Raw genomic sequence first — 26,998 nt, 5'->3', positions numbered from 1 at the left:
ATGGCCATGCCGTTGCGTCAGACCGTCAAGGTCGCTACATACCTGCTCGAACAGAAGCTCAGGAAGAGGGACAAGTTCGCCCTTCTCGTCGAGTTGGAGCCGCTGTTCGCGTGCAACCTCAAGTGCGAGGGCTGCGGCAAGATCCAGCATCCGGCGGGCGTCCTCAAGCAGCGCATGCCCGTCGCCCAGGCCGTGGGCGCGGTGCTGGAGTCCGGTGCGCCGATGGTGTCCATCGCCGGCGGTGAACCGTTGATGCACCCTCAGATCGACGAGATCGTACGGCAGTTGGTGGCCAGGAAGAAGTTCGTGTTCCTGTGCACGAACGCCCTTCTCATGCGCAAGAAGATGGACAAGTTCAAGCCCTCGCCGTACTTCGCCTGGGCCGTGCACATCGACGGGCTGCGCGAGCGGCACGACGCCTCGGTGGCCAAGGAGGGCACCTTCGACGAGGCGGTGGAGGCCATCAAGGAGGCCAAGCGGCGCGGCTTCCGGGTGACCACCAACTCCACCTTCTTCAACACCGACACCCCGCAGACCGTCATCGAGGTGCTGAACTACCTCAATGACGACCTGAAGGTGGACGAGATGATGCTCTCGCCCGCCTACGCCTACGAGAAGGCTCCCGACCAGGAGCACTTCCTCGGTGTGCAGCAGACCCGCGAGCTGTTCAGGAAGGCCTTCGCGGGCGGCAACCGCAGGAAGTGGCGGCTCAACCAGAGCCCGCTCTTCCTGGACTTCCTCGAGGGCAAGGTCGACTTCCCCTGCACGGCGTGGGCGATCCCGAGCTACTCCCTCTTCGGCTGGCAGCGCCCCTGCTACCTGATGAGCGACGGATACGTGTCCACGTACCGCGAACTCGTCGAGGAGACCGACTGGGACAAGTACGGCCGCGGCAAGGACCCGCGCTGCGCCAACTGCATGGCGCACTGCGGCTACGAGCCGACCGCCGTACTGGCCACGATGGGCTCCCTGAAGGAGTCCCTGCGCGCCGCGCGCGAGACGATGACGAGCGGGAAGCAGGGCTGACGCGATGACCGCCGTCCCCTTGGGCGTTCCCGGGGTACCGGCCCGGCCGGTCGCACCGCGGCGGCAGTCGCGGCAGATCCACGTCGGGCCGGTGGCGGTCGGGGGCGGAGCCCCGGTGTCGGTGCAGTCGATGACGACGACCCGTACGTCGGACATCGGCGCCACCCTGCAGCAGATCGCGGAACTCACCGCGTCCGGCTGCCAGATCGTGCGCGTCGCCTGCCCCACGCAGGACGACGCGGACGCCCTCGCCACCATCGCCCGCAAGTCGCAGATCCCGGTGATCGCGGACATCCACTTCCAGCCGAAGTACGTCTTCGCGGCCATCGAGGCCGGCTGCGCGGCGGTCCGGGTGAATCCCGGCAACATCAAGAAGTTCGACGACCAGGTGAAGGAGATCGCGCGCGCCGCCAAGGACCACGGCACGCCGATCCGGATCGGCGTCAACGCCGGCTCCCTCGACCGGCGGCTCCTGCAGAAGTACGGCAGGGCGACCCCGGAGGCGCTGGTGGAGAGCGCGCTGTGGGAGGCGTCGCTCTTCGAGGAGCACGACTTCCGGGACATCAAGATCTCCGTCAAGCACAACGACCCGGTCGTGATGATCGAGGCCTACCGGCAGCTCGCCGAGGCTTGCGACTACCCGCTGCACCTGGGGGTCACCGAGGCCGGCCCGGCGTTCCAGGGCACGATCAAGTCGGCCGTCGCCTTCGGCGCGCTGCTCAGCCGGGGCATCGGCGACACGATCCGGGTGTCGCTCAGCGCCCCGCCCGCCGAGGAGGTCAAGGTCGGCATCCAGATCCTCCAGTCGCTCGGCCTGCGGCAGCGGCGCCTGGAGATCGTCTCCTGTCCGTCCTGCGGCCGCGCGCAGGTGGACGTCTACAAGCTCGCGGAGGAGGTCACGGCGGGCCTGGACGGCATGGAAGTGCCGCTCAGGGTCGCGGTGATGGGGTGTGTGGTGAACGGTCCCGGCGAGGCCCGTGAGGCCGACCTCGGAGTTGCCTCGGGCAACGGGAAGGGGCAGATCTTCGTCAAGGGCGAGGTCATCAAGACCGTCCCCGAGTCGAAGATCGTGGAGACCCTCATCGAGGAGGCCATGAAGCTCGCCGAGCGGACGAGCCCCGCAGACGAATGAGTTGAGCACAGCACGGCACGGACCGAGAGGGGGCCCAGCGTGACCATTCTGGAGACCATCCGGACACCACGCGACCTGAAGGCGCTGTCCGAGGCGGAACTCGGCGAACTGTCCGACGAAATACGCGAGTTCCTGGTGCAAGCGGTATCGAGGACCGGCGGTCACCTCGGGCCCAACCTGGGCGTGGTGGAACTCACCATCGCGCTCCACCGGGTCTTCGAGTCACCGGCCGACCGCATCCTGTGGGACACCGGCCACCAGTCCTACGTCCACAAACTGCTGACGGGCCGGCAGGACTTCTCCAAGCTGCGCGGCAAGGGCGGCCTGTCCGGCTACCCCTCGCGCGAGGAGTCCGAGCACGACGTCATCGAGAACAGCCACGCCTCCACCGCGCTCGGCTGGGCCGACGGCCTCGCCAAGGCCAACCAGGTGCAGGGGGACAAGGGCCATGTGGTCGCCGTCATCGGTGACGGCGCCCTGACCGGCGGCATGGCCTGGGAGGCGTTGAACAACATCGCGGCCGCCAAGGACCGCCCGCTGATCATCGTCGTCAACGACAACGAACGCTCCTACGCCCCGACCATCGGCGGCCTCGCCAACCACCTGGCCACCCTGCGCACCACCGACAGCTACGAGAGGGTCCTCGCCTGGGGCAAGGACGTGCTGCTGCGCACCCCGGTCGTCGGCACCACGATCTACGAGTCCCTGCACGGCGCGAAGAAGGGCTTCAAGGACGCCTTCGCCCCGCAGGGCATGTTCGAGGACCTCGGCCTGAAGTACGTCGGCCCGATCGACGGCCACGACGTCAAGGCTGTCGAGTCGGCCCTGCGCCGGGCGAAACGCTTCCACGGCCCGGTCCTGGTCCACTGCCTCACCGTCAAGGGCCGCGGTTACGAGCCCGCCCTCAACCACGAGGAGGACCACTTCCACACGGTCGGCGTGATGGACCCGCTGACCTGCGAGCCGCTGGCGCCGTCGGGCGGCCCGTCCTGGACCTCGGTGTTCGGTGACGAGATCGTGCGGATCGGCGAGGAACGCGATGACGTCGTGGCGATCACGGCGGCCATGCTGCACCCGGTGGGCCTCGGCACGTTCGCCGAGCGCTTCCCGGACCGCGTGTGGGACGTGGGCATCGCCGAGCAGCACGCGGCCGTCTCCGCGGCCGGCCTCGCCACCGGCGGGCTGCACCCGGTCGTCGCCGTCTACGCCACCTTCCTCAACCGCGCCTTCGACCAGCTGCTCATGGACGTCGCCCTGCACCGCTGCGGGGTCACCTTCGTGCTGGACCGGGCCGGTGTCACCGGCGTGGACGGGGCCTCCCACAACGGCATGTGGGACATGTCGATCCTCCAGGTCGTCCCCGGCCTGAGGATCGCCGCCCCGCGCGACGCCGGCCAGCTGCGGGCCCAGCTGCGCGAGGCCGTCGCCGTGGACGACGCGCCCACCCTGGTCCGCTTCCCGAAGGAGTCCGTCGGACCGGACATCCCCGCGGTCGACCGGGTCGGCGGCATGGACGTCCTGCACCGTGCCGAACGCCCCGAGGTGCTGCTGGTCGCCGTCGGCGTGATGGCCCCGGTGTGCCTGCAGGCCGCCGACCTGCTCCAGGCGCGCGGCATCAACTGCACGGTGGTGGACCCCCGCTGGGTCAAGCCCGTCGACCCCTCGCTGCCCGGCCTCGCCGCCGAGCACCGGCTGGTGGCCGTGGTGGAGGACAACAGCCGCTCGGCGGGCGTCGGTTCGGCCGTGGCGCTCGCGCTCGGCGACGCCGACGTGGACGTGCCGGTACGGCGGTTCGGCATCCCGGAGCAGTTCCTCGCGCACGCCAAGCGCGGTGAGGTGCTGGCCGACATCGGTCTCACACCCGTCGAGATCGCCGGGCGGATCAGTGCGAGCCTGGCCGTCAGGGCCGCGGGCGGCACAGCCAAGGAGAGTGAATGAGCACGGAGTTCGACCTCGGCGCCCTGCTCGCCGAGCGCGGAGCCGAACGCTACGAGCTGCACACCAGGTACCTCAATCCGCAGCTCCCGCGCATGCTGCACACCATCGGCTTCGACAAGGTCTACGAGCGGGCCGAGGGCGCCCACTTCTACGACGCCGACGGCAACGACTACCTGGACATGCTCGCCGGGTTCGGGGTGATGGGCCTCGGCCGCCACCACCCGGTCGTCCGCAAGGCGCTGCACGACGTGCTCGACCTGGACCTCGCCGACCTCACCCGGTTCGACTGCCAGCCGCTGCCCGGTCTGCTCGCCGAACGGCTCCTCACCCACAGCCCGCACCTGGACCGGGTGTTCTTCGGCAACAGCGGCACGGAGGCCGTCGAGACGGCGCTGAAGTTCGCCCGGTACGCCACCGGCAAGCCCCGCGTCCTGTACTGCGAGCACGCCTTCCACGGCCTGACCACCGGCTCCCTGTCGGTCAACGGCGAGAGCGGCTTCCGGGACGGCTTCGCCCCGCTGCTGCCCGACACCGCCGTACCCCTCGGTGATCTCGACGCCCTGGCGCGGGAGTTGCTGAAGGGCGACGTGGCCGCGCTGATCGTGGAGCCGATCCAGGGCAAGGGGGTGCACGAGGCCCCGCCCGGCTATCTGCGCGCCGCCCAGGAACTGCTGCGCAAGCACAGGGCGCTGCTCATCGCCGACGAGGTGCAGACGGGTCTCGGCCGCACCGGTGACTTCTACGCCTACCAGCACGAGGACGGCGTCGAACCCGATCTGGTGTGCGTGGCCAAGGCGCTGTCCGGCGGATACGTCCCGGTCGGGGCCACCCTCGGCAAGGACTGGATCTTCAAGAAGGTCTACTCGTCCATGGACCGGGTCCTGGTCCACTCGGCGAGTTTCGGGTCCAACGCCCAGGCGATGGCGTGCGGCCTCGCCGTGCTGTCGGTCATGGAGAACGAGCAGATCGTCGCCGGCGTGCGCCGGACCGGCGAGCTGCTGAAGTCCCGGCTGGCCGCGCTGACCGGGAAGTACGAGCTGCTCGCCGACGTCCGCGGCCGGGGCCTGATGATCGGCATCGAGTTCGGCCGGCCCTCCTCGCTGAAGCTGCGCAGCCGCTGGGCCATGCTCCAGGCCGCCCGCAAGGGGCTGTTCGCCCAGATGGTGGTCGTACCGCTGCTGCAGCGGCACCGGATCCTCACCCAGGTCTCCGGCGACCACCTGGAGGTGATCAAGCTGATCCCGCCGCTGGTCCTCGACGAGGCGGACGTCGAGCGGTTCGTGGACGCGTTCACGGCCGTCATGGACGACGCGCACAGCGGCGGCGGCCTGATGTGGGACTTCGGCAAGACCCTCATCAAACAGGCGGTGGCCAATCGCTGACGCCACGGGGACCGGCGGGTGCGTGCGCGCCGTACGACAGCGGTTACGGCCCGGCCTCGAACCGGGGCGGCTCGACGTGCTTGACGCATCCGGTGTCCGGCGCGGCCGGAGTGTCGAAGAAGGAGCGGGTGATCGCCTGCGCGCACGGCGACGCGGCGAAGGTCACATGGGCGGTGTACGGGACCGTGACGACGGTGGCCCGGCTCAGCGTCCGGGCGACGTACGGCCCGTTGCCGGCGCCCGTCTGGGAGTCGAAGCCGCCGGACAGGGCCAGGACGAGGATGTCGCCGCGCGTGACGTCCCGGACCGAGCGCGGCGCCGCGGGGACGTTCCAGGCGGCGCAGTCCGGGCGGAGGAAGGGGAGTTGCGGGGCCTGGGCCAGCACCGAGGCGGGGAACGACGGGAACGCGGCCCGGCCGCCCCGGATCGCCTCGGCCCGGCTCTCGTACGGCACCCACTCGCCGCAGCAGACGCCGTACGCGAGCCCGTGGGACACCCGTCCGACGGCCTGGGGGCTGAGCCTGCCGCCCGCCCACTGCTCGGCGATCCGCTGCGGCCTGCCGTGCGCCAGCTCGTCGAGCGAGCGCGGCACCCCGGCCGCCACATGGGTGGCGGAGGTCAGCCAGTTCACCAGCGCCCCGCCGTCCAGGACGACCTTCACCGGCGCCGGGCGGCCGGGGACCGTGACGGTCGTGGTGACCGGACGGGCCTCCAGCTCACGGACGAGGCGGTCGAAGGTGGCCGGCAGGTGCGGATGGCGGCGCTCGCACGCGGGCTGCGCGGCGCAGGCCTTGAAAAGCCCGTCGAAGCCCTGCCGGGCGCTGCTCCAGGTCAGGGCCGAGCCCGCCCTCGAGGCTGACGGCACACTGCCCGGTGCCGTACCGGCCGCCGTGAGGAAGACCAGTCCGGCAGCGGCCGCCGCCGCACTGGTGATCTGGGCGGATCGCACCTTTGGACCATAACGGGACCGGTGAACGGGCGCATACGGAGCGTTCCCGAAGAGTTTGCCCGTGAGGCAAGGAAATTGCCTATCGGGCAAGACTGGGGCTGAATGGAGGCATGAACGCCTCAGATGCCGGGCCGGTGGCGGGCCCGGGCGACGAGCTGCCCGCGGTCGCACCGCAGTTGCGGGCACTGCGCCGGCGCGCCGGCCGCACCCTGGAGGCCGCGGCCCGCGCCGCCGGGCTCTCACCGGCCCATCTGTCCCGGCTGGAGACCGGACAGCGGCAGCCGTCGCTGCCGATGCTGCTGGCTCTCGCCCGTATCTACGGTACGACCGTCTCCGAACTGCTCGGCGAGACGGTCGCCGACCGGGACGCGGTCGTGCGGGCCGGGGACATGGAACCGACCCGGGCGGGCGGCTGGACGTACTTCCAGGCCGGCGCGCCGGGCCGCGGCATGCAGGCCCTGCGCGTGCGCGTGCCGTACGGCTCGCAGGGCGACATCGTGCGCGTCCACTCCGGCGAGGAGTGGCTCTACGTCCTCCGGGGCCGGCTGCGGCTGCGCCTCGGTGACACCGCGCACCTGCTCGCGCCGGGCGACAGCGCGCACTTCGACTCGCTCACCCCGCACCGCCTCGCCGCCGAGGACCACGACGGCGTCGAGCTGCTGTTCGTCCACACCCTGCTGCAGAGCCCCACGGCCACACTGTGCCTGGGGCCGCTGACCGGAGAGCTGCCATGAGCGACCTCGAGACGAAGTTCCCCCGCTCGCTGTGGATCCGTCTGATCATCTACATCGCCCTCGGCCATGTCCTGGCCGGCTTCCTCTACCTGCTGTTCGCGATCGGCGCGAAATGACCCGCCCGGCCCCGAGCACGCCCAGGCCCCGGCCGGCGTCGCCTCCGGTCAGTCCAGCAGACGCTCGCGCAGCACGGCACGGGACGCCGGGGTCAGGCCGAGGCCCCGCTCCAGGTAGGTGTCCACTCCGCCCCAGGTCTCCTCGATGGTCGCGAACGCCGCCCGGAGGTACTCGGCGCGGGCGTCGAAGAGCGGGCTGAGCAGCTCCATGACCTCCGGGGTGTACGCGGTGTCCGCGCTGCCGCTGCGGCGGACCTTGTAGCGCCGGTGCGTGGCGTTGGACTCCAGGTAGTCGGCGACGATCGCCTCCCGCTCCACACCGAGGGCGAGGAGCGTCACGGCTATGGAGATGCCCGCGCGGTCCTTGCCCGCCGCGCAGTGCATCAGGGCGGGCACGCTGTCCTCGGCGAGCGCGTGCAGCACCCGGGCGTGCTCGGCGGTGCGCTCGCGGACGATCGTCCGGTACGAGGCGATCATCCGGGCCGCGCCCTTGCCGTCGTCGAGGATCGCGCGCAGCTGGTCGAGGTCGCCGTCGCGGACCATCTTCCAGAACTCGGCGCCGTCCGCCGGGTCGCTCAGCGGCAGGTTCACGTTCCGCACGCCGGGCAGCTCGACGTCCGGGCCCTCCAGCTTCTGGTCGGCCGCGTTGCGGAAGTCGAAGATCGTGTGCAGGCCCAGGGAGGCGAGGAACGCCGCGTCCTCCTCGGTCGCGTGCGCCAGGTGCCCGCTGCGGAACAGCACGCCGTACCGCACCCGTCGTCCGTCGGTGGTCGGCAGCCCGCCCACGTCACGGAAATTGCGCACTCCGGCCAGCTCCGGCTCGGTCGACGGGACCTGCTGCGTCACGGGGGCTCCTCCCGGTCGGGCCCCGCCGTCGCGGCTCGCCGGCGGGCACTCCGTCGACCATACGACATCGGTTTCCTCGGGCAAGGAGTTGTCCACAGGCATTGTCACCAGGGCCCATGCGACCGATGATGTTTGCACTTGAGCGGATCTGTTGGCACCTGTGAGGTATTTCGTGGTGGACATCGCCGAAGACGGTCGTACCTGGCTCCTTGCGGGGCCCACCAGTGGCTACGCCCTGCATCTCACCGGCGCGGACGAGCTGCTCCACCTGCACTGGGGGCCGCGCATCGCCCTGCCGGACGCGGAGGCCCTGGCCAAGGACCCGCTGCCCGGCTACTGGCCCTTCGAGTCCCCGCTCGACGGCCGCGAGGAGTACCCGGTCGAGGGCGGCCCCCGCTTCGTGCGTCCCGCGCTGTCCGTGCGCACCGACGAGCGCCGCGGCACCGAGTGGCGTTTCGTGTCGTACGAGACCGAGGGCGAGGAGCTGCGGCTGCGCTTCGACGACGACGGCCTCGCCGTCACCCTGCACTACCGGATGCGCGATGACGTCGTCGAGCGCTGGGTCACCGTGGCGAACGGCACACACGCGCGCGTGGAGCTGCTGCGCGCCGACGCGGCCACCTGGACGCTGCCCGACCGCGACGGCTGGCGGCTGTCCCAGCTGCACGGCCGCTGGGCCGCCGAGTCCCTGCTCACCACCGCCCCGCTCACCTACGGCGAGAAGGTCATCGGCAGCCGCCGCGGCCACACCGGCCACCAGCACCTGCCCTGGGTGGCGCTCGACACCGACGCCACCGAGGAGCACGGTGAGGTCTACGGCTGCGCGCTCGGCTGGTCCGGCTCCTGGCGCATCGCGGTCGCCCAACTCCCGGACGCGCGCGTGCAGATCACCGGCGGCGCCGGCCACGACGACTCGGGGCTGCTGCGACTGGAGCCGGGGGAGTCGTACACCACTCCCGTCTTCGCCGGGCTGTGGAGCGACGGCGGTTTCGGCGGCGCGAGCCGCGCCTGGCACGCCTACCAGCGCGCGTACGTCATCCCGGACGCCGAGCGGGACCGGCCGGTGCTCTTCAACTCCTGGGAGGCGACGAACTTCGACATCTCCGAGGAGCAGCAGCTCGCGCTCGCCCGCCGGGCCGCCGGGATCGGCGTGGAGCTGTTCGTCGTGGACGACGGCTGGTTCGGCGCCCGCACCAGCGACCGCGCCGGCCTCGGCGACTGGACGCCCAACCCCGACCGCTTCCCGCACGGCCTGAATCCCCTCGCCGACCAGGTGCACGCCCTCGGGATGCAGTTCGGCATCTGGGTCGAGCCCGAGATGGTCAACCCGGACAGCGACCTGTACCGCGCCCACCCCGACTGGGCGCAGTACCAGACGGGCCGCAGGCGGACGGAACTGCGCAACCAGCTCGTCCTCAACCTCGCCCGCGAGGACGTCCAGGAGTACCTCTGGGAGCAGCTGGACACCCTGCTCTCCAGTGCGCCGATCGACTATGTGAAGTGGGACTTCAACCGCTGCTTCACCGACGCGGGCTGGCCCGGCGAGCCGTATCCGCAGCGCCTGTGGGTGGACCACGTCCGAGCCTTCTACGCCCTGCTGGACCGGCTGCGCGCGGCCCACCCGCAGGTCGCCTTCGAGTCCTGCTCGGGCGGCGGCGGCCGGATCGACCTCGGCGTCATGGGCCGCACCGACCAGGTGTGGACCTCCGACAACACCGACCCGCTCGACCGGCTCGCCATCCAGCACGGCTTCAGCCAGATCCACCCCGCCCGGGTCATGGCCGCCTGGGTCACCGACAGCCCGAACACCCAGCTCAACGGCCGGGTCAGCTCGCTGCGCTTCCGGTTCGTCAGCGCCATGGCGGGCGTGCTCGGTGTCGGCGGCGACCTCACCGAGTGGACCGACGAGGAGCTGGCCGAGGCCCGCCGGTGGGTCCGGCTCTACAAGGAGATCCGCCCGGTCGTCCAGCACGGCGAGCTGCACCGGCTGCGGCCCCCGGCCGGCGGGCTGAGCGCCGTGCAGTACGCCCTGGGGGAGGAGACGGTGGTCCTCGCCTGGCTCCAGGCGCAGAGCTACGGCGAGCCGGTGCCGGCGCTGCGGCTGCGCGGACTCGACCCGACGGCGTCGTACGAATGCCGCGAGAGGGGTGAAGTACACCGAGGAGCCGTCCTGCTGCACCACGGGCTGCGCACCGGGCTCAAGGGCGACCTGGACGCGACGGTTCTCCGGCTGCACCGCATCTGAGATTCCTGCCCGAATCGGCGCCTGCCTCGCCGGTGGCCCACACCGCCCTGCCCCGCGGCGCCCCAGGCGGCCCCGGCACGGCGTCCCGGCGGGCTGAGCCACACACTCAACCCGTCGCGGACCAGCCGTATTCCTGGATTGGCAAATTATTTAAGGGTGTCACATCTCACCGTTCGTCAACCCCTCCTTACGGTCGCGTAGGTCACATCCGAAGGTGAATCATGGTCCGACGTGGCAGACGATTCGAAGAGTGACAACACATCAGTGATCGGGTCGTACGTGGCGGTGGGGGACAGCTTCACCGAGGGCGTCGGCGACCCGGGGCCCGACGGGGCGTTCGTCGGCTGGGCCGACCGGTTCGCGGTACTGCTCGCCGACCGGCGGCCCGAGGGCGACTTCAAGTACACCAATCTCGCGGTCCGCGGGAAGCTGCTCGACCAGATCGTGCAGGACCAGCTCCCCAAGGCCGTCGAACTCGCCCCGGACCTGGTCTCCTTCTGCGCCGGCGGCAACGACATCATCCGGCCCGGCACCGACCCGGACGAGGTGGCCGAGCGCTTCGAACGGGCCGTGGCCCGGCTGGCCGAGGCAGCCGGCACGGTCATGGTGACCACCGGCTTCGACACCCGTGGCGTCCCCGTGCTCAAGCATCTGCGCGGCAAGATCGCCACGTACAACGGGCACGTCCGCGCCATCGCGGACCGGTACGGCTGCCCCGTGCTCGACCTGTGGTCCCTGAAGTCCGTGCAGGACCGCAGGGCCTGGGACAGCGACCGGCTGCACCTCTCGCCCGAGGGGCACACGCGCGTGGCGCTGCGCGCAGGTCAGGCCCTCGGCCTGGAGGTCCCGGCCGACCCGGAGCAGCCGTGGCCGCCGCAGCCGCCCCGCGGCACCCTGGAGATCCGCCGTGACGACGTCCACTGGGCGCGCGAGTACCTGGTCCCCTGGATCGGCCGCCGACTGCGCGGCGAGTCGTCCGGCGACCATGTGACGGCGAAGGGCACCCTGTCGCCCGACGACATCAAGATGCGCATCGCCTCGGTGGCCTGACCCGCACCGCCGTGTCCCGCACCGGGTGGTCCGCGGTGCGGGGCACGATGGTGCGCGGCTCGTGTCCTCCGGCGTACCGGGGCCGGACGTGTGCGGAAGCGTGCTGTGCGCGGACGATTTGGAAGCGCCCGTGAATACGCCGCCGCCGTCGGCGCGTCGTGCCCGACAGTACGGCCTAGCGTTCGGCCAGCGCCTCCCGGTCCAGGCCCAGCTCCCGGGCGAGCGCGTCGTCGACCCACTCCTGGGCGCGCGCCCGCGGTACCGATCCCGGGTACGACGTCAGCTGGACGGCGAGCCCGTCCAGCAGCGCGGTCAGCCGCAGCGCGGCACCGGCCGGGTCGGCGCAGGAGAACTCGCCCGCCGCCACGCCCTCGGCGACGACCTCGGTGATCGCCGCCTTCCACTGTCTGTCCAGGTCCCGGGTGACCTCGCGCAGAGCCGGTTCGCGCAGGGCCACCGCCCAGCCCTCGATCCACAGCCGCCAGCCCTTGGCCTGCCCGGTCGGCGCGTACCAGCGCACCGCGGCCCGCAGCCGGCGCAGCGCGGTCGTGCGCCGGCCCAGCAGCTTGCGCAGATGCGCGAGATCGTCCTCGGCCGCGTAGGTGAACGCGGCGGCGACCAGCTTCTCCTTCGTCGAGAAGTGGTACAGCACCAGCGCGTTGCTCACTCCGAGCGCCGCCGCCACGTCGGCGATCCGGACCGCCGCCACGCCCCGCGCCTCGATCTGCCCGATGGCGGCCCGCAGCAGCTCCTCCCGCCGCTCGGCCACGCTCAACCGCACTCTCGCCACGCGGTCACCCTAGTCCGTTGTCATGCCCGCCGCCGAAGGGGCCCGCTTCCTCCAGGCCGTTCGAGCCGGCTCCGCGGTTGCCGCCCCATCGCACCGCAGGCAGTCCGTGCCGGTGGGAGTCCGTCCGGGGAGGGCCCGCCAGGGCCCCTCACCGGTACCACCCGAAGCGGTCCGCGATCACCGGCAGCCGGTCGGCGACCAGGGCATGGGCGGCCGCGCGCGGCGTCGTACCGGCGGCGTCCGCGCGTGCGAGCACCAGGTCGATCAGGGCGCGCATCCGGCGCCGTATGTACGCGAAGGCCGCGTCGGCGTCGGCGCCGATGTCGCCGAACAGGGTCCACCACCACCAGGCGTTCGTACCGGAGTTGACCACCACGTCCGGCAGCACCGTGACCCCGCGCGCGGCCAGCAGCTCCTCCGCCTCCGGCAGCACGGGCATGTTGGCGGCCTCCACGATCCAGCGGGCGCGGATCCGGGCCTGGTCGGCGGTGTCGATCGCGTACGACACGGCCGCCGGCACGAGCACCTCGGCATCGGCGGACAGCCAGGCGTCGCCGGGCAGTTCGCGGTCGCCGGGGCGCAGCACCCGGCGGTCGACGGTGCCGTGAGCGTCCCGCGCGGCCAGCAGGGCCTCGACGTCCAGACCTGCGGGATGGGCGATCGTGCCCTTGATGTCGGCGACGGCCACGACCCGCAGTCCCGCGCGCGCGAGGAACCGCGCGGTGGCCCCGCCCATCGTGCCGAAGCCCTGCACCGCCACGCGCGTGCCCCGGTACGGCACGGCCGCCCGGTCCAGCGCCGCGAGCACCGACTCGGCGACCCCGCAGCCGCCGGCCAGCTCGTCCAGGCCGATGCCGTCCACCTCGACCGCGAAGGCGTCCGCGAGCCGTCTCCGGGCCGCCGCCGCGTCGTCCAGCAGCGGGTACACCGCCTGGACGGAGGAGACCAGTCCCGCCTCGGCCGCCGCGCGGTCGACCAGGTCCTGGGTGAGGCCGAGGTCCTCGCCGGTGGCCCAGAAACCCTCGATGTAGGGCCGCATGGCGCGCAGATAGCGCACCAGCAGCCCGTACGCCCCCGGGTCCCGGGGATCGCAGTCGATGCCGCCCTTGGCCCCGCCGAGGGGGACGTAGCGGGCCTCGGGGTCGTAGTGCAGGGCCTCCTTCATCGTCATGCCGCGAGCGAGGCCCGCCACCTCCTCGAGCGTGCAGCCCGGGCGCATCCGCAGCCCGCCGCTGGCCACGCCGCGCACCAGCCGGTCCACCACCAGGAACCCCTGGCGGCCGGTGACATGGTCGGTCCAGACGAGCGACATCAGGGGAGCGGGGGCGGTCATGAGGTCTCCTCGGGGACTGGGGTCGGGCTGGAGTCGGGCCGGCGAGGGCCTCGGCCACGATGTCCGCCGGTACGGCCGGATCGCACGCGCGCGTGGCCGTTATCTTCGCTCCGGCGAGGGAACGGGCGAGGCCGACGGCATCGAGCTGCTCGGGGCGGAGCGGGACAGCTCGGTGGGAAGGCCGGACACGAGGTCGGACATGGTGCCGCCGGGGCGGCTGCGGGCGGCTGCGGGCGGTGGCCGGACCGAAGGGCGCCGGCAGGGCTCCCCCCGAATGCTTTACTGAATCGCCAGTCAGTATCCGGAGCCGGTGGGTGTCCTGTCAACGTGCTGAACCGCGGTTCAGTAGTGCTGCCCGGGAGCGCGGGGGGCGCCACGCCGGGGCCGGGCTGTCGGAGGGGCCGACCATAATGGGGAGCCTCACCCACTCCACCGGGAGGTACCGTGACCGGACCGCGTTCCTCGAGCTCCGGCCTGCGCGCGCTGCGGCCCGCGGCCTTCGGCGCGGAACCGGGCGGTGAGCGCCTGGCACGCATCCGCCGCTCCCCCCACTTCAAGGACGGCGTCTTCCAGAACCCGGGCGGTGCCGCGCGCACCCGGCCCTCCGGCTCCACGCTGGACCTCGCGAAGGTGTTCCTGGACAAGGACACCCGGCCCCTGCGCGCACCGAAGGGCACCGTCCCGGTGCACCCCACCACCTTCGCCGACCTGGCCAAGCCGCCCGCCACGGGACTGCGGCTGACCTGGATGGGCCACTCCAGCGTCCTCGCGGAGATCGACGGCCACCGAGTCCTGTTCGACCCCGTCTGGGGCGAGCGCTGCTCCCCGTTCCCCTTCGCCGGTCCCCGGCGGCTGCACCCCGTGCCGCTGCCGCTGGCCGCGCTCGGCGAGGTCGACGTGGTCGTCATCTCGCACGACCACTACGACCACCTGGACCTGCCCACCATCAAGGCGCTGGCCGGCACGGACACCCTGTTCGCCGTGCCGCTCGGCGTCGGCGCCCACCTCGAGCACTGGGGCGTCTCCCCGGACCGGCTGCGCGAGCTGGACTGGCAGGAGTCGACCCGGGTCGGCGGCCTCACCCTCACCGCGACACCCGCCCGCCACTTCTGCGGCCGCGCCCTGCGCAACACCCAGCACACCCTCTGGGCGTCCTGGGCCGTCGCCGGTGAGGAGCACCGGATCTACCACAGCGGTGACACCGGCTATTTCGACGGCTTCACGGACATCGGAGCGGACCACGGCCCGTTCGACGCCACCATGATCCAGATCGGCGCGTACAGCGAGTTCTGGCCCGACATCCACATGACCCCCGAGGAGGGCCTGCGCGCCCACCTCGACCTGCAGGGCGGAGCGCCGCACGGCGCGCTGCTGCCGATCCACTGGGGCACCTTCAACCTCGCCCCGCACCCCTGGGCCGAGCCCGGCGAGTGGACGAAGGAGGCGGCCGAGGAGGCCGGGCAGGCGGTGGCCCTGCCCCGCCCGGGCGAGCCCTTCGAACCGGCGGGCAAGCTCCCGGCGGAGGCGTGGTGGCGCGGCGTGGCGGGGGAGGTGCGGCGCACCTGGCGCTCGGTGGGCGCGTTCGTGGCGGAGCCGCCGAAGAGGGCCTGAGGCCGCGCGGCAGCCAGGGCCAGGACTTCAGTCACGGCCAAGTCTTCAGCCAGAGCCAAGGCTTTACTCTCCGTCACATCACGTGAGGAATGGCGGAGTCGGGCGGGGCGGTTTCCCGGCGGCGGGCGTGGGCTGCCGGTCGCGCAAAGGGCGCCGGACGGGCGGTGGACCGACGGAAGCGGTCCACCGCCCCGCTTTTTCCCTGACCGCTTTTGACCAGGTCGGTTCGTTCTTTTTCGCCGAGTCGCGGGGTGCGTGACCGGGTTATCGGTCTGTCGTACGAGGCTTCATACCAGAGCGGGACGCTCCTCGGGTGACTTTGTCAACTGCCCACCGCACATGATGCTCAGGCAACTACTGTGAGTGTCCGTCGCGTCGCGAGGCCGGATCCGCCGGTCCCGCGGGCCGACACCGCGATGACGCATGCCCGCCTCGCGCGCCGCGTGAGGAACGGGCCCGACGGACCAGTACGAGGACGCAGATGTCTGACCTGCGAGCACCGGCCAACCGTGCCGACCGCCGAGAGGGCGGCCGGCACGGGCGACCGGTCGCCCGGCCCGCTCCCGCACTGCCCGAAACGCACATACGGCCCCAGCTCATGCGGCTCGCCGTGCTGCCGCCGCTCGCGGTCGCACTGAGCGCCTCGGCCGCGGTCCTCTTCAGCATCCGCTCCACCGGCGCCCGCACCGGCCCCACGCTGTGGGCCGTACTCGCCGGAGCGGTCGCGGTGACCGTCGCCGGCATCCTCATCGCCGCCGTGGCCGCCGACCGGGCCGCCCGCTCGGTCTCCGACCGCGTCGACGCGCTGCGCCGCACCGCCGCACGCGGCGAGGCCGACCTGCACGCCCTGGTCGACGCGCTGCGCCAGGGGGAGGCCCCGCCGCAGCGCGCACCGCGCCGCCGGCCACCCGAGGACGCCGACGACTTCGAACGGCTCGCCGCCGACCTGGCCCGCGCGCACGACGGCGCCGTCACCGCCGTCGTGCGCGCCGCCCAGCTCTCCAGCCAGACGGGCAGCGAGCAGAAGCTGGAGGTCTTCGTCAACCTCGCGCGCCGGCTCCAGTCCCTCGTGCACCGGGAGATCTCGATCCTGGACGAGCTGGAGAACGAGATCGAGGACCCCGAGCTGCTCAAGGGCCTGTTCCACGTGGACCACCTGGCCACCCGCATCCGGCGGCACGCCGAGAACCTCGCCGTGCTCGGCGGCGCCGTCTCCCGGCGCCAGTGGAGCAACCCGGTCAGCATGACCGAGGTGCTGCGCTCCGCCATCGCGGAGGTCGAGCAGTACTCCCGGGTGAAGCTGGTGCCGCCGATCGACGGCGAGCTGCGCGGCCACGCCGTCGCCGACGTCATCCATCTGCTCGCCGAACTCATCGAGAACGCCTCGGTGTTCTCCGCTCCGCACACCCAGGTGCTGCTCCGCGCGGGCCTCGTCACCTCCGGGCTCGCCGTGGAGGTCGAGGACCGCGGGCTCGGCATGCCCGTCACCGAACAGAACCGCATGAACGCCCTGCTCGCCGACCCCGATCAGGTCAACGTCGCCAGCCTGCTGGCCGACGGCCGCATCGGCCTCTACGTCGTCTCCCAGCTCGCCCGGCGGCACGGCATCCACGTGCGGCTGCAGACCAACATCTACGGCGGCGTGCAGGCCGTACTCGTCGTCCCCCAGGCCTTGCTGGGTACGGCGCCCGGGCCGGCCGGCGCGGTCGCCGGGGCGGGCGCGCACCGGCCGCAGGATCCGGCGGACACCGGTGCGTCGCCGCGGGTGCGGCCGCAGGGACAGGCGACGGCGCCGTCGCCCGCGCAGCCGCTGGGGGGCCGGACCGGGTCCGGCGACTCCGCGCACACCGGGATCGGACCGGCCGGCCGCTCCGCGGCCGCTCAGGGGACCGGGTCAACCGCCCCGGGGATCGGGTCGATTGCCCCGCGGAGCGGGTCAACCGCCCCGGGGAGCGGAACCGCGTCCCCATCCGGCGGCGGGACCGCCTACGCGACCCGGACCGCGCCGGAAGCCGGCACCCGGCCCGGGGCCGAGGCACTGCCCGCGCCGGGCACCCCGGTCCCGCAGGGATCCGGGACCGGGGCCGGAAGCGCCTCCGGCGGCGAGGCCGGATCCGGTACCGGGCCGAGTCTGGTGACCGGGCGTCGGCGGCACGCCCAGCGCGGCGGGCTGCGCGGCGCCGAGAGCGCGGACGTGCGGGCCGGTGCGGAGACCGGGGGAGTGCGGGCCGGTGCGGAGAGCGGGGGTGTGCGGGCCGGTGCGGAGAACGGGAATGGGTGGCCCGGCGTCGGAAGCGGGAGCGGGTGGCCGGGCGCGGAGAGCGGCGACGGCGGGCGGAGCGAAGGCGGCCTCGCGCCGTTGCCCGTGCGCGGCGCCCGGCAGGACCGGCCCAACCCCGCCGAGGCCCGGCCCGGCATCAGCGCCGGGGACCGGGCGGCGGTCGAGGCACACGCGGGCACCCTGCCCACGCCGCGCTCCGGCACCGTCCGCGGCACCATGAGCAAGCCCCAACTGCCCCGTCGCCGCGCCCAGCAGCACATCGTCCCGCAGTTGCGCGGCGGCCCAGCGCCCCGCCAGGACGGCGACAGCGTCGCGGGCCACGACCCCGGGCTGATGGCCGCCTTCCAGCGCGGAATCGGACTCGCCGAGGCGCAGCAGCGCATGGAGAGCCAGGAGCCCGCCCGCCTGGACCCCGGGCACATGGACTCCGGGCACATGGTCCCCGGCAACCTGGACTCCTCGCTCATGGGCTCAGCCCACACAGGGCCCGCCCACATGGAGCCCACGCACATGGAGCCCACGCACATGGACAGGGCCCACCTGGAGTCCGCACACAGGGACACCGCCCCTGCCGATTCCCTGACGAGCCATCACCTCCGGCCCGCCCTACCGGCGTTCACCGAACCACCGCGTGTACCGACCGACCACCTGGGCTCCGACCACATGGGCTCGGCCCACCCGAGCACCGACCACCTGGGCTCAGCCCACCCCAGCACCGACCACATGGGTCCCGACCACAGAGACCCCACTCCCATACCCCCGCGGCGCACCCACGCGCCCGCATCCGAAGGTGCGCACGGCGTCGGCCGGCCCGACGGGAGCGCCCCGGCCGGCTGACGCCCGCACCCTGTCCACCCCCCACCCCCGACCAGGCACCCCCCAACTGCCCGCGCTCCCGCAGACCTTCGTACCCCAAGGAGTCGATCCACCATGGCGAGCGATGCGCCGACCGCCCACGCGTCCGACCTCGACTGGCTGCTGAGCGGCCTCGTGCAGCGCGTACCGCACACCTCCAGCGCGGTGCTGCTGTCCTGCGACGGGCTGGTCAAATCCGTGCACGGGCTCGACATCGACAGCGCCGACCACATGGCGGCCCTGGCCTCCGGCCTGTACTCGCTCGGCCGCAGCGCGGGCGTCCGGTTCGGCGACGGCGGCGATGTCCGCCAGGTCGTCGTCGAGCTCGACTCGACCCTGCTGTTCGTCACCACCGCCGGCTCCGGCACCTGCCTCGCCGTGCTCGCGGGCCGCGAGGCCGACGCCGCCGTGCTCGGCTACGAGATGGCGATGCTCGTCAAGAGCGTCCGCCCCTACCTGGTGACCGCGCCCCGGCAGCACGCCGTCGAACCCACGGCGACGAGGCCTTGAGCGTGGCCGCAGCCGGCGACGGGCCCTGGCTGGACGACGCGGCCGGACGGCTGGTGCGCCCGTTCACGGTCAGCAACGGACGCACCGAGCCCAGCATCGCCCTGGACCTGATGTCGCAGGTGATGGCCACCGGCGTCACCCCGCTCGGCTACCTCGGCCCGGAGCACGCCCAGGCGCTCGACCTGTGCCGGGCCCCCGTGTCGGTCGCCGAGGTCGCCGCGCACCTGAAACTGCCCGCGGTGGTCACCAAGGTGCTGCTCTCGGACCTCGTCGACTGCGGGGTCCTGACCACCAAACCCCCCGTCTTCCACCACACACCCACTGACCGGTCTCTGCTGGAGGCAGTGCTCGATGGACTACGACGACAGCTCTGACCCGTTCCCCACCGCGCTGAAGATCCTGGTGGCGGGCGGGTTCGGGGTCGGCAAGACGACCTTCGTGGGCGCGGTCAGCGAGATCGCGCCGCTCAGCACGGAGGAGCTGCTCACCACGGTCAGCGTCGGCACGGACAGTCTCGACGGCGTCGAGAACAAGATGGAGACGACGGTCGCCATGGACTTCGGCCGGATCACCCTCGATCCGGACCATGTGCTGTACCTGTTCGGCACCCCGGGACAGGAGCGGTTCTGGTTCATGTGGGACGAGCTGTCCGAGGGCGCGCTCGGCGCCGTCATCCTCGCCGACACCCGCCGGCTGCAGGACTGCTTCGCCGCCGTGGACTTCTTCGAGGAACGCGGGCTCGGCTTCATCGTCGCCATCAACGAGTTCGACGGGGGCTACCGTTACGACCCCGAGGAGGTGCGCGCCGCCATCGACCTGGACCCCGAGGTCCCCGTCGTCCGCTGCGACGCCCGGATCTCCAGCTCCGGCGTGCAGACCCTGCTCACCCTCGTACGCCACCTCCTCGCCCACGCCCCGGCGCCCGCGCCGAGCCATGGCGCCCACATGTGATCCCGCCCCACCGCCTACGGAGTTCCTATATGAGGTACGCCCACAGCGCCGAAGCCCGGCCCGCAGCCCGGCCAGGAGTACGGCCGGGAGTCCGGCCATGACCTACGAGCCGCCCCGGCCGGTCCGCGGTCTGCTGCTCACTCCCGAGGACAAGGAGGCCCCCGCCCGCGTCCACCGGCTGCGCCTGCTCGGCCTGGTGGGCCGTCCCGACCCGGCGCTGGACGCCTTCGCGGACCATCTCGCCCGGTTCACCGGCGCGCCGTACGCCATGGTCAACTTCATCGGCGAGGACCACCAGTTCTTCGCGGGCCTGTGCGCCCCCGCCGCCCCGCCGTTCCTGAGGGAGGACGGCAGCCGGCCGGAGTTCGGCCGGGTCCTGCCGCGCGAGCACGGGTTCTGCCCCCATGTGGTGGTCCGCCGCAAGGCGCTGGTGCTCGAGGACGTCCGCGACTATCCGCGGTTCGCCGGCAACCCCGTCGTGGACGAGTACGGCATCCACTCCTATCTCGGCGCCCCGCTCATCGACAGCTCCGGCATGGCGCTCGGCACCGTGTGCGCGGCCGACACCGAGCCGCGGGCCTGGGGCCGGTCGGGCCTGGAGACCATCAAGGCGCTGGCCGCCGATCTCGTCGTACGCCTCGAACGGAGCGCCGAGGACGGACTGCCCCTGTGACGGGCCGGGCAGGCCCGCGCAGGCCGGCACCTGGGGCGTGAAGGAAAGCTGAGGCGGCGGTTAAGAAAAGCTCGATGGACCCCGGCCCCCGCGTACGGCAGATTGCAGGGTGATTCCACCCCTCTGACCCGGCGCGGGCTTCTTACGGCTGCCCGCCGGCCGGGACCTCACCACAGGAGCCGCACGCGTGAAGGCGCTGGTCAAGGAGAAGGCGGAGCCGGGGCTCTGGCTGACGGACGTCCCGGAGCCCGAGATCGGCCCGGCCGACGTACTGATCAAGGTCATCCGGACCGGTATCTGCGGCACCGACCTGCACATCCGGGCCTGGGACGGCTGGGCGCAGCAGGCGATCCGCACCCCGCTCGTGCTCGGGCACGAGTTCGTCGGGCAGGTCGTCGAGACCGGCCGGGACGTGACCGAGATCCGCATCGGCGACCGGGTCAGCGGCGAGGGCCACCTGGTGTGCGGCAAGTGCCGCAACTGCCTGGCCGGCCGCCGCCATCTGTGCCGGGCCACCGTCGGTCTCGGCGTCGGCCGGGACGGCGCCTTCGCCGAGTACGTCGCCCTGCCCGCGTCCAACGTCTGGGTCCACCGCGTCCCCGTCGACCTCGACGTGGCCGCGATCTTCGACCCGTTCGGCAACGCCGTGCACACCGCGCTCTCCTTCCCGCTGGTCGGCGAGGACGTGCTGATCACCGGCGCCGGGCCGATCGGCCTGATGGCCGCCGCCGTGGCCCGGCACGCGGGTGCCCGCAACGTCGTCGTCACCGACGTCAGCGAGGAGCGCCTGGAGCTGGCCCGCAAGATCGGTGTGAGCCTCGCCCTGAACGTCGCCGAGACCACGATCGCCGACGGGCAGCGGGAACTGGGGCTGCGTGAGGGCTTCGACATCGGCCTGGAGATGTCCGGCCGTCCCGAGGCCATGCGCGACATGATCGCCAACATGACGCACGGCGGCCGGATCGCCATGCTCGGCCTGCCGGCGCAGGAGTTCCCGGTCGACTGGGCCCGGATCGTCACCTCGATGATCACCATCAAGGGCATCTACGGCCGCGAGATGTACGAGACCTGGTATGCGATGTCGGTGCTGCTGGAGGGCGGCCTGGACCTCGCCCCCGTGATCACCGGCCGCTACGGCTACCGCGACTTCGAGGCGGCCTTCGCCGACGCCGCGAGCGGCAAGGGCGGCAAGGTCATCCTCGACTGGACTGTTTGATTTCTGGCTCGGTTCGCCTCCGGGGCGCCTTCAGCCGGTGTCGAGAGCCCGACCGTGCTCAACCCTTCGGGCCTGCGTGCTCTCGGGCTCTCGCCTCCGGCGCGCCCCTTCGGCTCACTCGCCCCCTGCACTTGATGGAGCACCTCATGTTCAACTCTGTCCGCGACGACCTGCGCGCCACCCTCGACGAGATCCGCGCCGCCGGACTGCACAAGCCCGAGCGGGTCATCGGCACCCCGCAGTCCGCGACCGTCAACGTCACCGCCGGCGGGCGCCCCGGCCAGGTCCTCAACTTCTGCGCCAACAACTACCTCGGCCTCGCCGACCACCCCGAGGTGGTCGCCGCCGCCCACCAGGCCCTGGACCGCTGGGGCTACGGCATGGCCTCCGTGCGCTTCATCTGCGGCACCCAGGAGGTCCACAAGGAGCTGGAGGCCCGGCTCTCGGCGTTCCTCGGCCAGGAGGACACGATCCTGTACTCCTCCTGCTTCGACGCCAACGGCGGTGTCTTCGAGACCCTGCTCGGCGAGGAGGACGCGGTGATCTCCGACGCCCTCAACCACGCCTCCATCATCGACGGCATCCGCCTGTCCAAGGCCCGCCGCCACCGCTACGCCAACCGCGACCTCGCCGACCTGGAGGCGAAGCTGAAGGAGGCGTCCGACGCGCGGCGCCGGCTGATCGTCACCGACGGCGTCTTCTCGATGGACGGCTATGTGGCGCCCCTGCGCGAGATCTGTGACCTCGCCGACCGCTACGACGCGATGGTCATGGTCGACGACTCGCACGCCGTCGGCTTCGTCGGCCCCACCGGCCGCGGCACGCCCGAGCTGCACGGCGTCATGGACCGCGTCGACATCATCACCGGCACCCTCGGCAAGGCCCTCGGCGGTGCCTCCGGCGGCTATGTCGCCGCCCGCGCCGAGATCGTCGCCCTGCTGCGCCAGCGCTCACGCCCGTACCTGTTCTCCAACACGCTGGCCCCGGTGATCGCCGCCGCCTCCCTGAAGGTCCTCGACCTGCTGGAGTCCGCCGACGACCTGAGGGTCCGGCTGAACGAGAACACCGCGCTGTTCCGCCGCCGCATGACCGAGGAGGGCTTCGACATCCTCCCCGGCGACCACGCCATCGCGCCCGTGATGATCGGCGACGCGGCGAAGGCGGGCCGCATGGCCGAGCTGCTGCTGGAGCGGGGCGTGTACGTGATCGGCTTCTCCTACCCGGTCGTCCCGCAGGGCCAGGCCCGTATCCGCGTCCAGCTGTCCGCCGCGCACTCCACGGACGACGTCAACCGCGCGGTCGACGCCTTCGTCGCCGCCCGGGCCGAGCTGGCGGCCTGACCAGCGCATACGGCCTGGGATAATTGACGGCATGATCGAGGCACGGCGGCTCCACATCCTCCGTGCGGTGGCCGACCACCGCACGGTCACCGCGGCGGCCGCCGCGCTGTACCTCACGCCGTCGGCGGTGTCCCAGCAGCTCACGGCCCTGGAGCAGGAGACCGGCCACCGCCTGGTCGAGCGCAGCGCCAAGGGCGTACGGCTCACCCCGGCCGGCGAGATCCTGCTCAGCCACACCAACGCGGTCCTCGCTCAGCTGGAGCGGGCCGAGGCCGAGCTGGCGGCCTACGGCTCGGGCGCGGCGGGCACGGTCACCGTGGCCGCCTTCGCCACCGGCATCGCCCAGGTGGTGGCCCCGGCGGTGGCCCGGCTCGCGGACACCGCGCCCGGCATCCGCATCCGCGTCCAGGACGCCGAGGGCGACGCCAGCCTGCCCATGGTGCTGGACCGGCAGGTCGACGCGGCGGTGGCCGTGGAGTACCGGGGCGCGCCGTCCGCCGACGACCCCCGGCTCACCCATGTCCCGCTCTACGCCGAGCCGTTCGACGCGGTCGTACCCGTCGGCCACCGCCTGGCGGACGCCCCCGAGGTGCCCCTGGCCGAGCTGGCCAAGGACCCCTGGATCGGCCCGTACCCGGGCAATCCCTGCCACGACGTAGTCGTCCTCGCCTGCGAGAGCGCCGGCTTCCAGCCCCGCCTGGAACACTCCTCCGACGACTTCCGCGCCGTCGTCGCCCTCGCCTCGGCCGGCGCGGGCGTGGCCCTCGTACCGCGCTCCGCGCTGAACGGCATGGACCTCACCGGCGTCGTCGTACGCCCCGTCGACGGCGTGGCCCCCACGCGCCGCGTCTTCGCCGCCGTACGGCGCGGCGCCGAGGGCCACCCGCTGATCCGCCCGGTGCTGGACGCCCTCCGGGAGGCGGCCCGGGCGTAGGGAGCCGGCCGTCGCGCCGCTGCTACGACTCCACCCGGCGCACCCTCGCCGACCGCCGCCGGGGCGCCGCGATCTGGATGTCGTCTCATATTCGGGATAGCATCCCTGATATGAGACACGCTGAGGCAGGATCGGTCCCTGAGCCCGTCGACGCCCGGCTCGGCGCCCGCCTCAGCGAGCTGCGCGCCCAGCACGGCTGGTCGCTCGGGGAGCTGGCCGAGCGCAGCGGGGTGAGCCGGTCCACCCTGTCGCGCGCCGAGCGCGCGGAGATCAGCCCCACCGCCTCCCTACTGAACCGGCTCTGCCATGTCTACGGCCGCACCATGTCCCAGCTGCTCAGCGAGGTCGAGGCGGCACCCGCGCCGCTGGTCCGGGCGGCCGACCAGCGGATCTGGCAGGACCGCGGCTCCGGATTCGTCCGGCGGTCCGTGTCCCCGCCGCACGCCGGGCTGCGCGGCGAACTGGTCGAGGGCCGGCTCGCACCGGGGGCGGACATCGCCTACGACCGCCCGCCCGTGACCGGCCTGGAACAGCACCTGTGGGTGCTCGACGGCGCCCTGGAGGTGACCGACGGGGAGCAGCTCCACCACCTGGACCCCGGGGACTGCCTGCGGATGCGCGTCTTCGGGCCGACCCGGTTCCGCTGTGCCGGACCCGTCGAGGCACGGTATGTGCTGGCGGTGGTGCGGCCGTGAGGGTGGAGCGCTGGAACGCCGCGCACGTACGGCGTCGGGCAGGGGAGTTGGCGGATCTGCTGACCGACACCGTGGCCGGTGGTGCCTCGGTCGGCTTCCTCGCGGCGCTCACGCACGCAGAGGCCGCCGAATGGTGGCGGGAGCGGGCCGAGGTGACGGCGGCGGGCCGGCTCGCCGTCTGGGCGGCACTCGACGGCACCGGCCGCCCGGCCGGAACCGTGAGCCTGGCCTACCCCGACAAGCCGAACAGCCGTCACCGCGCGGAGCTGGTGAAGCTGATGGTGCACCGCTCCGCGCGCGGGCGGGGACTCGGCCGCCGCCTCCTCACCACCGCCGAGCAAGCCGCCGCTGCCGCGGGCATCACCCTGCTCCACCTCGACACCGAGACCGGCAGCGCCGCCGAGCAGCTCTACCGGTCGGCCGGCTGGACCCAGGCCGGTGTCATCCCGGACTACGCGGAGAGTCCCGCAGGCGAGCTGCGCCCGACGACCCTGTATTACAAGCGGCTGGAGCCGCCGGCCGGGTGACTGTCAGTGGCAGGGGCTACGGTGCGTTGCATGCCGGATGCCGAAGACGTACGCCGTATCGCCCTCTCCCTGCCGGAGACCACGGAGAAGACCGCCTGGAGCATGCCCACGTTCCGGGTGGCCGGGAAGATGTTCGCGACCCTGCCCGAGGACGAGACGTCCATCGCCGTGCGCTGCCCCAAGGAGGAGCGCGACGAACTGGTGCTGGCCGAGCCGGGGAAGTTCTGGATCGCCGACCACGAGGCCCAGTTCGCGTGGGTCAGAGCGAGACTCGCCGCGCTGGAGGACGACGACGAGCTGGGGGACATCCTCGCCGACTCCTGGCGGCAGGCCGCACCGCCCCGACTCCTCGACGCCCACCCCGAGTTGGGGCTGCCGCCCGGAGCGTGAAAGTGCCCGGTGCGCGCGAGCCGGGCGTGGCATGATCCCGCGCGGCGCAGACGGGCACGGCACCGCTGGGGGCGGCGGGGAGGGAGCATCCGCGATGACGGGAACGGACGCACGGCGCGACACCACCACCCGGGCGACGGACCGGGCCGGGGCCGGCCGGCGGGCCGTCTGGTCACGGGACTTCGCCCTGTTCTTCGTGGCCCGGGCCGTCGCCCGCCTCGGCGACACCATGCTGCCCGTGGCCCTCGCCGCCGGCCTGCTCCAGCACGGATACGGCGCGGGCGCGGTCGGCCTCGCGATGGCTTCGACGGCGGCGGCGTTCGCCGGTCTCGTCGTCTTCGGCGGGGTCGTCGCCGACCGGTTCAGCACCCGCAGGCTGATGATCGGCGCCGACCTCGTCCGGCTCGTCACCCAGTCCCTCGCCGCGGGCCTGTTCTTCGCCGGGCATGTGGTGCTGTGGCAGATCTGCGCGATCGGTTTCGTGGGCGGCGCCGCGGGCGCGGTCTTCCAGCCGGGCGTGGCCAGTACGGTGCCCCGGCTGGCCGCCGACGTCCAGGGCGCCAACGGCGCGATCCGCATCGCCGAGTCCGCCGCCCAGCTCGCCGGTCCGGCCGTCGCCGGTGTGCTGGTCGGCCTCGCCTCGCCCGGCGCGGTGTTCGCCGCGCACGCCGCCACCTACGCGACGAGCGCCCTGTGTCTGCTGCTGCTCCGGCTGCCCCCGCTGCCCGAGGGCACCCGTGCCGCCACCGGCCGGGGGATGCGTGCCTTCCGGGCCGATCTGGTCCAGGGCTGGCGGGAGTTCAGATCCCGGACCTGGCTGTGGGCCGTGATCGCCGTGTGGTGCCTGTACATGATCGCGGTCTGGGGCCCGACCGTCCCGCTCGTCGCCACCGAGGTCGTCCAGCGGCACGGCCCGCGCGCCTACGGCCTGGTCAACTCCGCCCTCGGCGCGGGCACGGTGGCCGGCGGCCTGCTCGCGCTCCGGCTGCGGCCGCGCCGTATGCTCCGCGCCGGAGCGCTGTCCCTGTTCGCCTTCTTCGGTTTCCCCGCGGCCGTCGGCGCCGGGCTCGGTGTGCCGGCGATGGCGACGGGAGCGGCCGTGGCCGGCGCCGGGATGTCGTTCTGGGGCGTGATGTGGGCGACCAGCGTGCAGACACAGGTCCCGCCGGACGTCCTCAACCGCATCCACGCCTACGACGTCGCAGGCTCCCTCGCCCTGATGCCGGTCGGCCAGGCCCTCGCGGGTCCGGCGGCCGGTGCGCTCGGTGCCGGCCACGTCCTGCTGGTCTCCGCGGCGACCAGCCTGGCGGTGGCGCTGGCGCTGCTGGCGGTACCGGCGATACGGGACCTGGTCCGGGCGGACGCGGTCCCGAAGTGAGCGCCGGGTGCGTGCAGGTGCCCTGCGTTGGTGCCGGCCCAGGGGCCGGGTCGCTTGCCCGCGCTTGCGGGGTGCCGCCTGCGCCCACCCGTGCCG

25 protein-coding genes are annotated in these 26,998 nt (G+C 72.8%); 21 read left to right on the top strand and 4 right to left on the bottom strand.

Translation table 11 applies throughout. The annotated features are described in order from the left end of the window. The 4 genes from hpnH to ABB07_RS05000 are packed head-to-tail and all read left to right on the top strand — an operon-like array spanning position 1 to position 5,478. Positions 1–1,026: an adenosyl-hopene transferase HpnH gene (gene hpnH, locus ABB07_RS05015; RefSeq protein WP_208897561.1), complete on the top strand. Its 1,026-nt coding sequence runs from the start codon at positions 1–3 to the stop codon at positions 1,024–1,026. Between the two features lie 4 nt (positions 1,027–1,030). Beyond that, positions 1,031–2,158: a flavodoxin-dependent (E)-4-hydroxy-3-methylbut-2-enyl-diphosphate synthase gene (gene ispG / locus ABB07_RS05010; protein WP_208897560.1), complete on the top strand. Its 1,128-nt coding sequence runs from the start codon at positions 1,031–1,033 to the stop codon at positions 2,156–2,158. A gap of 39 nt (positions 2,159–2,197) precedes the next feature. Continuing rightward, a complete protein-coding gene (gene dxs / locus ABB07_RS05005) occupies positions 2,198–4,096 on the top strand; it encodes a 1-deoxy-D-xylulose-5-phosphate synthase (RefSeq protein WP_208897559.1) in 1,899 nt (632 codons plus the stop codon). Then, a complete protein-coding gene (locus ABB07_RS05000) occupies positions 4,093–5,478 on the top strand; it encodes an aspartate aminotransferase family protein (RefSeq protein ID WP_208897558.1) in 1,386 nt (461 codons plus the stop codon). Before dxs ends, ABB07_RS05000 begins: the two co-directional genes overlap by 4 nt. Positions 5,479–5,521: 43 nt before the next feature. On the opposite strand, the gene ABB07_RS04995 is transcribed toward ABB07_RS05000, so the two are convergent. Then, the gene (locus ABB07_RS04995) at positions 5,522–6,427 is read right to left on the bottom strand and encodes an alpha/beta hydrolase (protein ID WP_244189219.1); all 906 of its coding nucleotides are present in this window, start codon (positions 6,425–6,427) and stop codon (positions 5,522–5,524) included. 110 nt (positions 6,428–6,537) lie between these two features. Between ABB07_RS04995 and ABB07_RS04990 the strand changes: the two genes are divergently transcribed. After that, entirely contained in the window at positions 6,538–7,161 is a 624-nt protein-coding gene (locus ABB07_RS04990; protein WP_208897557.1) for a helix-turn-helix domain-containing protein, read from the top strand. Then, positions 7,158–7,277, top strand: a complete 120-nt coding sequence (locus ABB07_RS04985; protein ID WP_208897556.1) for a DUF6126 family protein — start codon at positions 7,158–7,160, stop codon at positions 7,275–7,277. The genes ABB07_RS04990 and ABB07_RS04985 overlap by 4 nt, the downstream gene beginning before the upstream one ends. A gap of 48 nt (positions 7,278–7,325) precedes the next feature. On the opposite strand, the gene ABB07_RS04980 is transcribed toward ABB07_RS04985, so the two are convergent. Further along, positions 7,326–8,123 (bottom strand): tyrosine-protein phosphatase, encoded by a 798-nt coding sequence (locus ABB07_RS04980; RefSeq protein ID WP_208897555.1) that lies wholly within the window; start codon positions 8,121–8,123, stop codon positions 7,326–7,328. Between the two features lie 172 nt (positions 8,124–8,295). On the opposite strand from ABB07_RS04980, the gene ABB07_RS04975 reads away from it, so the two are divergent. Beyond that, complete coding sequence (locus ABB07_RS04975) at positions 8,296–10,368, top strand: alpha-galactosidase (protein ID WP_208903283.1); 2,073 nt, start codon at positions 8,296–8,298, stop codon at positions 10,366–10,368. A 264-nt stretch (positions 10,369–10,632) separates the two neighbouring features. Continuing rightward, the gene (locus tag ABB07_RS04970; protein WP_208903282.1) at positions 10,633–11,418 is read left to right on the top strand and encodes an SGNH/GDSL hydrolase family protein; all 786 of its coding nucleotides are present in this window, start codon (positions 10,633–10,635) and stop codon (positions 11,416–11,418) included. 175 nt (positions 11,419–11,593) lie between these two features. Here the strand turns inward: ABB07_RS04970 and ABB07_RS04965 are convergent, their stop codons facing one another. Beyond that, positions 11,594–12,208: a TetR/AcrR family transcriptional regulator gene (locus tag ABB07_RS04965; protein ID WP_208897554.1), complete on the bottom strand. Its 615-nt coding sequence runs from the start codon at positions 12,206–12,208 to the stop codon at positions 11,594–11,596. A 148-nt stretch (positions 12,209–12,356) separates the two neighbouring features. Next, positions 12,357–13,541, bottom strand: coding sequence for a glutamate dehydrogenase (locus ABB07_RS04960; protein WP_208897553.1), 1,185 nt, complete (start codon positions 13,539–13,541; stop codon positions 12,357–12,359). Between the two features lie 444 nt (positions 13,542–13,985). Here ABB07_RS04960 and ABB07_RS04955 point away from each other — a divergent pair, with 444 nt between their 5' ends. From ABB07_RS04955 to ABB07_RS04895, 13 genes are all read left to right on the top strand, one after another. After that, positions 13,986–15,152 carry an MBL fold metallo-hydrolase gene (locus tag ABB07_RS04955; RefSeq protein WP_208897552.1) on the top strand — a complete coding sequence of 389 codons (1,167 nt, stop codon included), beginning with the start codon at positions 13,986–13,988 and terminating at the stop codon, positions 15,150–15,152. A 481-nt stretch (positions 15,153–15,633) separates the two neighbouring features. Then, positions 15,634–18,270 (top strand): ATP-binding protein, encoded by a 2,637-nt coding sequence (locus ABB07_RS40535; RefSeq protein WP_244189218.1) that lies wholly within the window; start codon positions 15,634–15,636, stop codon positions 18,268–18,270. Positions 18,271–18,363: 93 nt separating this feature from the next. Beyond that, a complete protein-coding gene (locus tag ABB07_RS04945; protein WP_142219196.1) occupies positions 18,364–18,798 on the top strand; it encodes a roadblock/LC7 domain-containing protein in 435 nt (144 codons plus the stop codon). A gap of 2 nt (positions 18,799–18,800) precedes the next feature. Continuing rightward, positions 18,801–19,172, top strand: a complete 372-nt coding sequence (locus tag ABB07_RS04940) for a DUF742 domain-containing protein (RefSeq protein WP_208897551.1) — start codon at positions 18,801–18,803, stop codon at positions 19,170–19,172. Beyond that, positions 19,150–19,749, top strand: a complete 600-nt coding sequence (locus ABB07_RS04935; RefSeq protein WP_208897550.1) for a GTP-binding protein — start codon at positions 19,150–19,152, stop codon at positions 19,747–19,749. Before ABB07_RS04940 ends, ABB07_RS04935 begins: the two co-directional genes overlap by 23 nt. 97 nt (positions 19,750–19,846) lie before the next feature. Then, a complete protein-coding gene (locus ABB07_RS04930; RefSeq protein WP_208897549.1) occupies positions 19,847–20,422 on the top strand; it encodes a GAF domain-containing protein in 576 nt (191 codons plus the stop codon). Between the two features lie 187 nt (positions 20,423–20,609). After that, positions 20,610–21,638: an L-threonine 3-dehydrogenase gene (gene tdh, locus ABB07_RS04925; protein ID WP_208897548.1), complete on the top strand. Its 1,029-nt coding sequence runs from the start codon at positions 20,610–20,612 to the stop codon at positions 21,636–21,638. Between the two features lie 146 nt (positions 21,639–21,784). Beyond that, positions 21,785–22,978: a glycine C-acetyltransferase gene (locus ABB07_RS04920; protein WP_208897547.1), complete on the top strand. Its 1,194-nt coding sequence runs from the start codon at positions 21,785–21,787 to the stop codon at positions 22,976–22,978. Between the two features lie 31 nt (positions 22,979–23,009). After that, positions 23,010–23,912 (top strand): LysR family transcriptional regulator, encoded by a 903-nt coding sequence (locus ABB07_RS04915; RefSeq protein WP_208897546.1) that lies wholly within the window; start codon positions 23,010–23,012, stop codon positions 23,910–23,912. Positions 23,913–24,022: 110 nt separating this feature from the next. Next, positions 24,023–24,607, top strand: coding sequence for a helix-turn-helix domain-containing protein (locus tag ABB07_RS04910; RefSeq protein WP_208897545.1), 585 nt, complete (start codon positions 24,023–24,025; stop codon positions 24,605–24,607). Between the two features lie 2 nt (positions 24,608–24,609). Beyond that, a complete protein-coding gene (locus ABB07_RS04905; protein WP_208903281.1) occupies positions 24,610–25,134 on the top strand; it encodes a GNAT family N-acetyltransferase in 525 nt (174 codons plus the stop codon). A 30-nt stretch (positions 25,135–25,164) separates the two neighbouring features. Continuing rightward, positions 25,165–25,524 carry an MmcQ/YjbR family DNA-binding protein gene (locus ABB07_RS04900; RefSeq protein ID WP_208897544.1) on the top strand — a complete coding sequence of 120 codons (360 nt, stop codon included), beginning with the start codon at positions 25,165–25,167 and terminating at the stop codon, positions 25,522–25,524. Between the two features lie 94 nt (positions 25,525–25,618). Then, positions 25,619–26,902 carry an MFS transporter gene (locus ABB07_RS04895; RefSeq protein WP_208897543.1) on the top strand — a complete coding sequence of 428 codons (1,284 nt, stop codon included), beginning with the start codon at positions 25,619–25,621 and terminating at the stop codon, positions 26,900–26,902. Positions 26,903–26,998 lie beyond the last annotated feature (96 nt).

The sequence above is a fragment of the Streptomyces incarnatus genome (assembly GCF_001027185.1).
Taxonomy (GTDB): domain Bacteria; phylum Actinomycetota; class Actinomycetes; order Streptomycetales; family Streptomycetaceae; genus Streptomyces; species Streptomyces puniciscabiei.
Note: the sequence above shows the minus strand (reverse complement) of the source record. Positions and strands in the feature narration are given on the sequence as shown.

What these genes read in the sequence shown, in the direction of transcription:
- hpnH (WP_208897561.1), top strand. Translation starts at nt 1, where the DNA reads ATGGCCATGCCGTTGCGTCAGACCGTCAAGGTCGCTACATACCTGCTC.
- ispG (WP_208897560.1), top strand. Translation starts at nt 1,031, where the DNA reads ATGACCGCCGTCCCCTTGGGCGTTCCCGGGGTACCGGCCCGGCCGGTC.
- ABB07_RS05000 (WP_208897558.1), top strand. Translation starts at nt 4,093, where the DNA reads ATGAGCACGGAGTTCGACCTCGGCGCCCTGCTCGCCGAGCGCGGAGCC.
- ABB07_RS04990 (WP_208897557.1), top strand. Translation starts at nt 6,538, where the DNA reads ATGAACGCCTCAGATGCCGGGCCGGTGGCGGGCCCGGGCGACGAGCTG.
- ABB07_RS04985 (WP_208897556.1), top strand. Translation starts at nt 7,158, where the DNA reads ATGAGCGACCTCGAGACGAAGTTCCCCCGCTCGCTGTGGATCCGTCTG.
- ABB07_RS04960 (WP_208897553.1), bottom strand. Translation starts at nt 13,541, where the DNA reads ATGACCGCCCCCGCTCCCCTGATGTCGCTCGTCTGGACCGACCATGTC.
- ABB07_RS40535 (WP_244189218.1), top strand. Translation starts at nt 15,634, where the DNA reads ATGTCTGACCTGCGAGCACCGGCCAACCGTGCCGACCGCCGAGAGGGC.
- ABB07_RS04945 (WP_142219196.1), top strand. Translation starts at nt 18,364, where the DNA reads ATGGCGAGCGATGCGCCGACCGCCCACGCGTCCGACCTCGACTGGCTG.
- ABB07_RS04935 (WP_208897550.1), top strand. Translation starts at nt 19,150, where the DNA reads ATGGACTACGACGACAGCTCTGACCCGTTCCCCACCGCGCTGAAGATC.
- ABB07_RS04930 (WP_208897549.1), top strand. Translation starts at nt 19,847, where the DNA reads ATGACCTACGAGCCGCCCCGGCCGGTCCGCGGTCTGCTGCTCACTCCC.
- ABB07_RS04920 (WP_208897547.1), top strand. Translation starts at nt 21,785, where the DNA reads ATGTTCAACTCTGTCCGCGACGACCTGCGCGCCACCCTCGACGAGATC.
- ABB07_RS04915 (WP_208897546.1), top strand. Translation starts at nt 23,010, where the DNA reads ATGATCGAGGCACGGCGGCTCCACATCCTCCGTGCGGTGGCCGACCAC.
- ABB07_RS04910 (WP_208897545.1), top strand. Translation starts at nt 24,023, where the DNA reads ATGAGACACGCTGAGGCAGGATCGGTCCCTGAGCCCGTCGACGCCCGG.
- ABB07_RS04900 (WP_208897544.1), top strand. Translation starts at nt 25,165, where the DNA reads ATGCCGGATGCCGAAGACGTACGCCGTATCGCCCTCTCCCTGCCGGAG.
- ABB07_RS04895 (WP_208897543.1), top strand. Translation starts at nt 25,619, where the DNA reads ATGACGGGAACGGACGCACGGCGCGACACCACCACCCGGGCGACGGAC.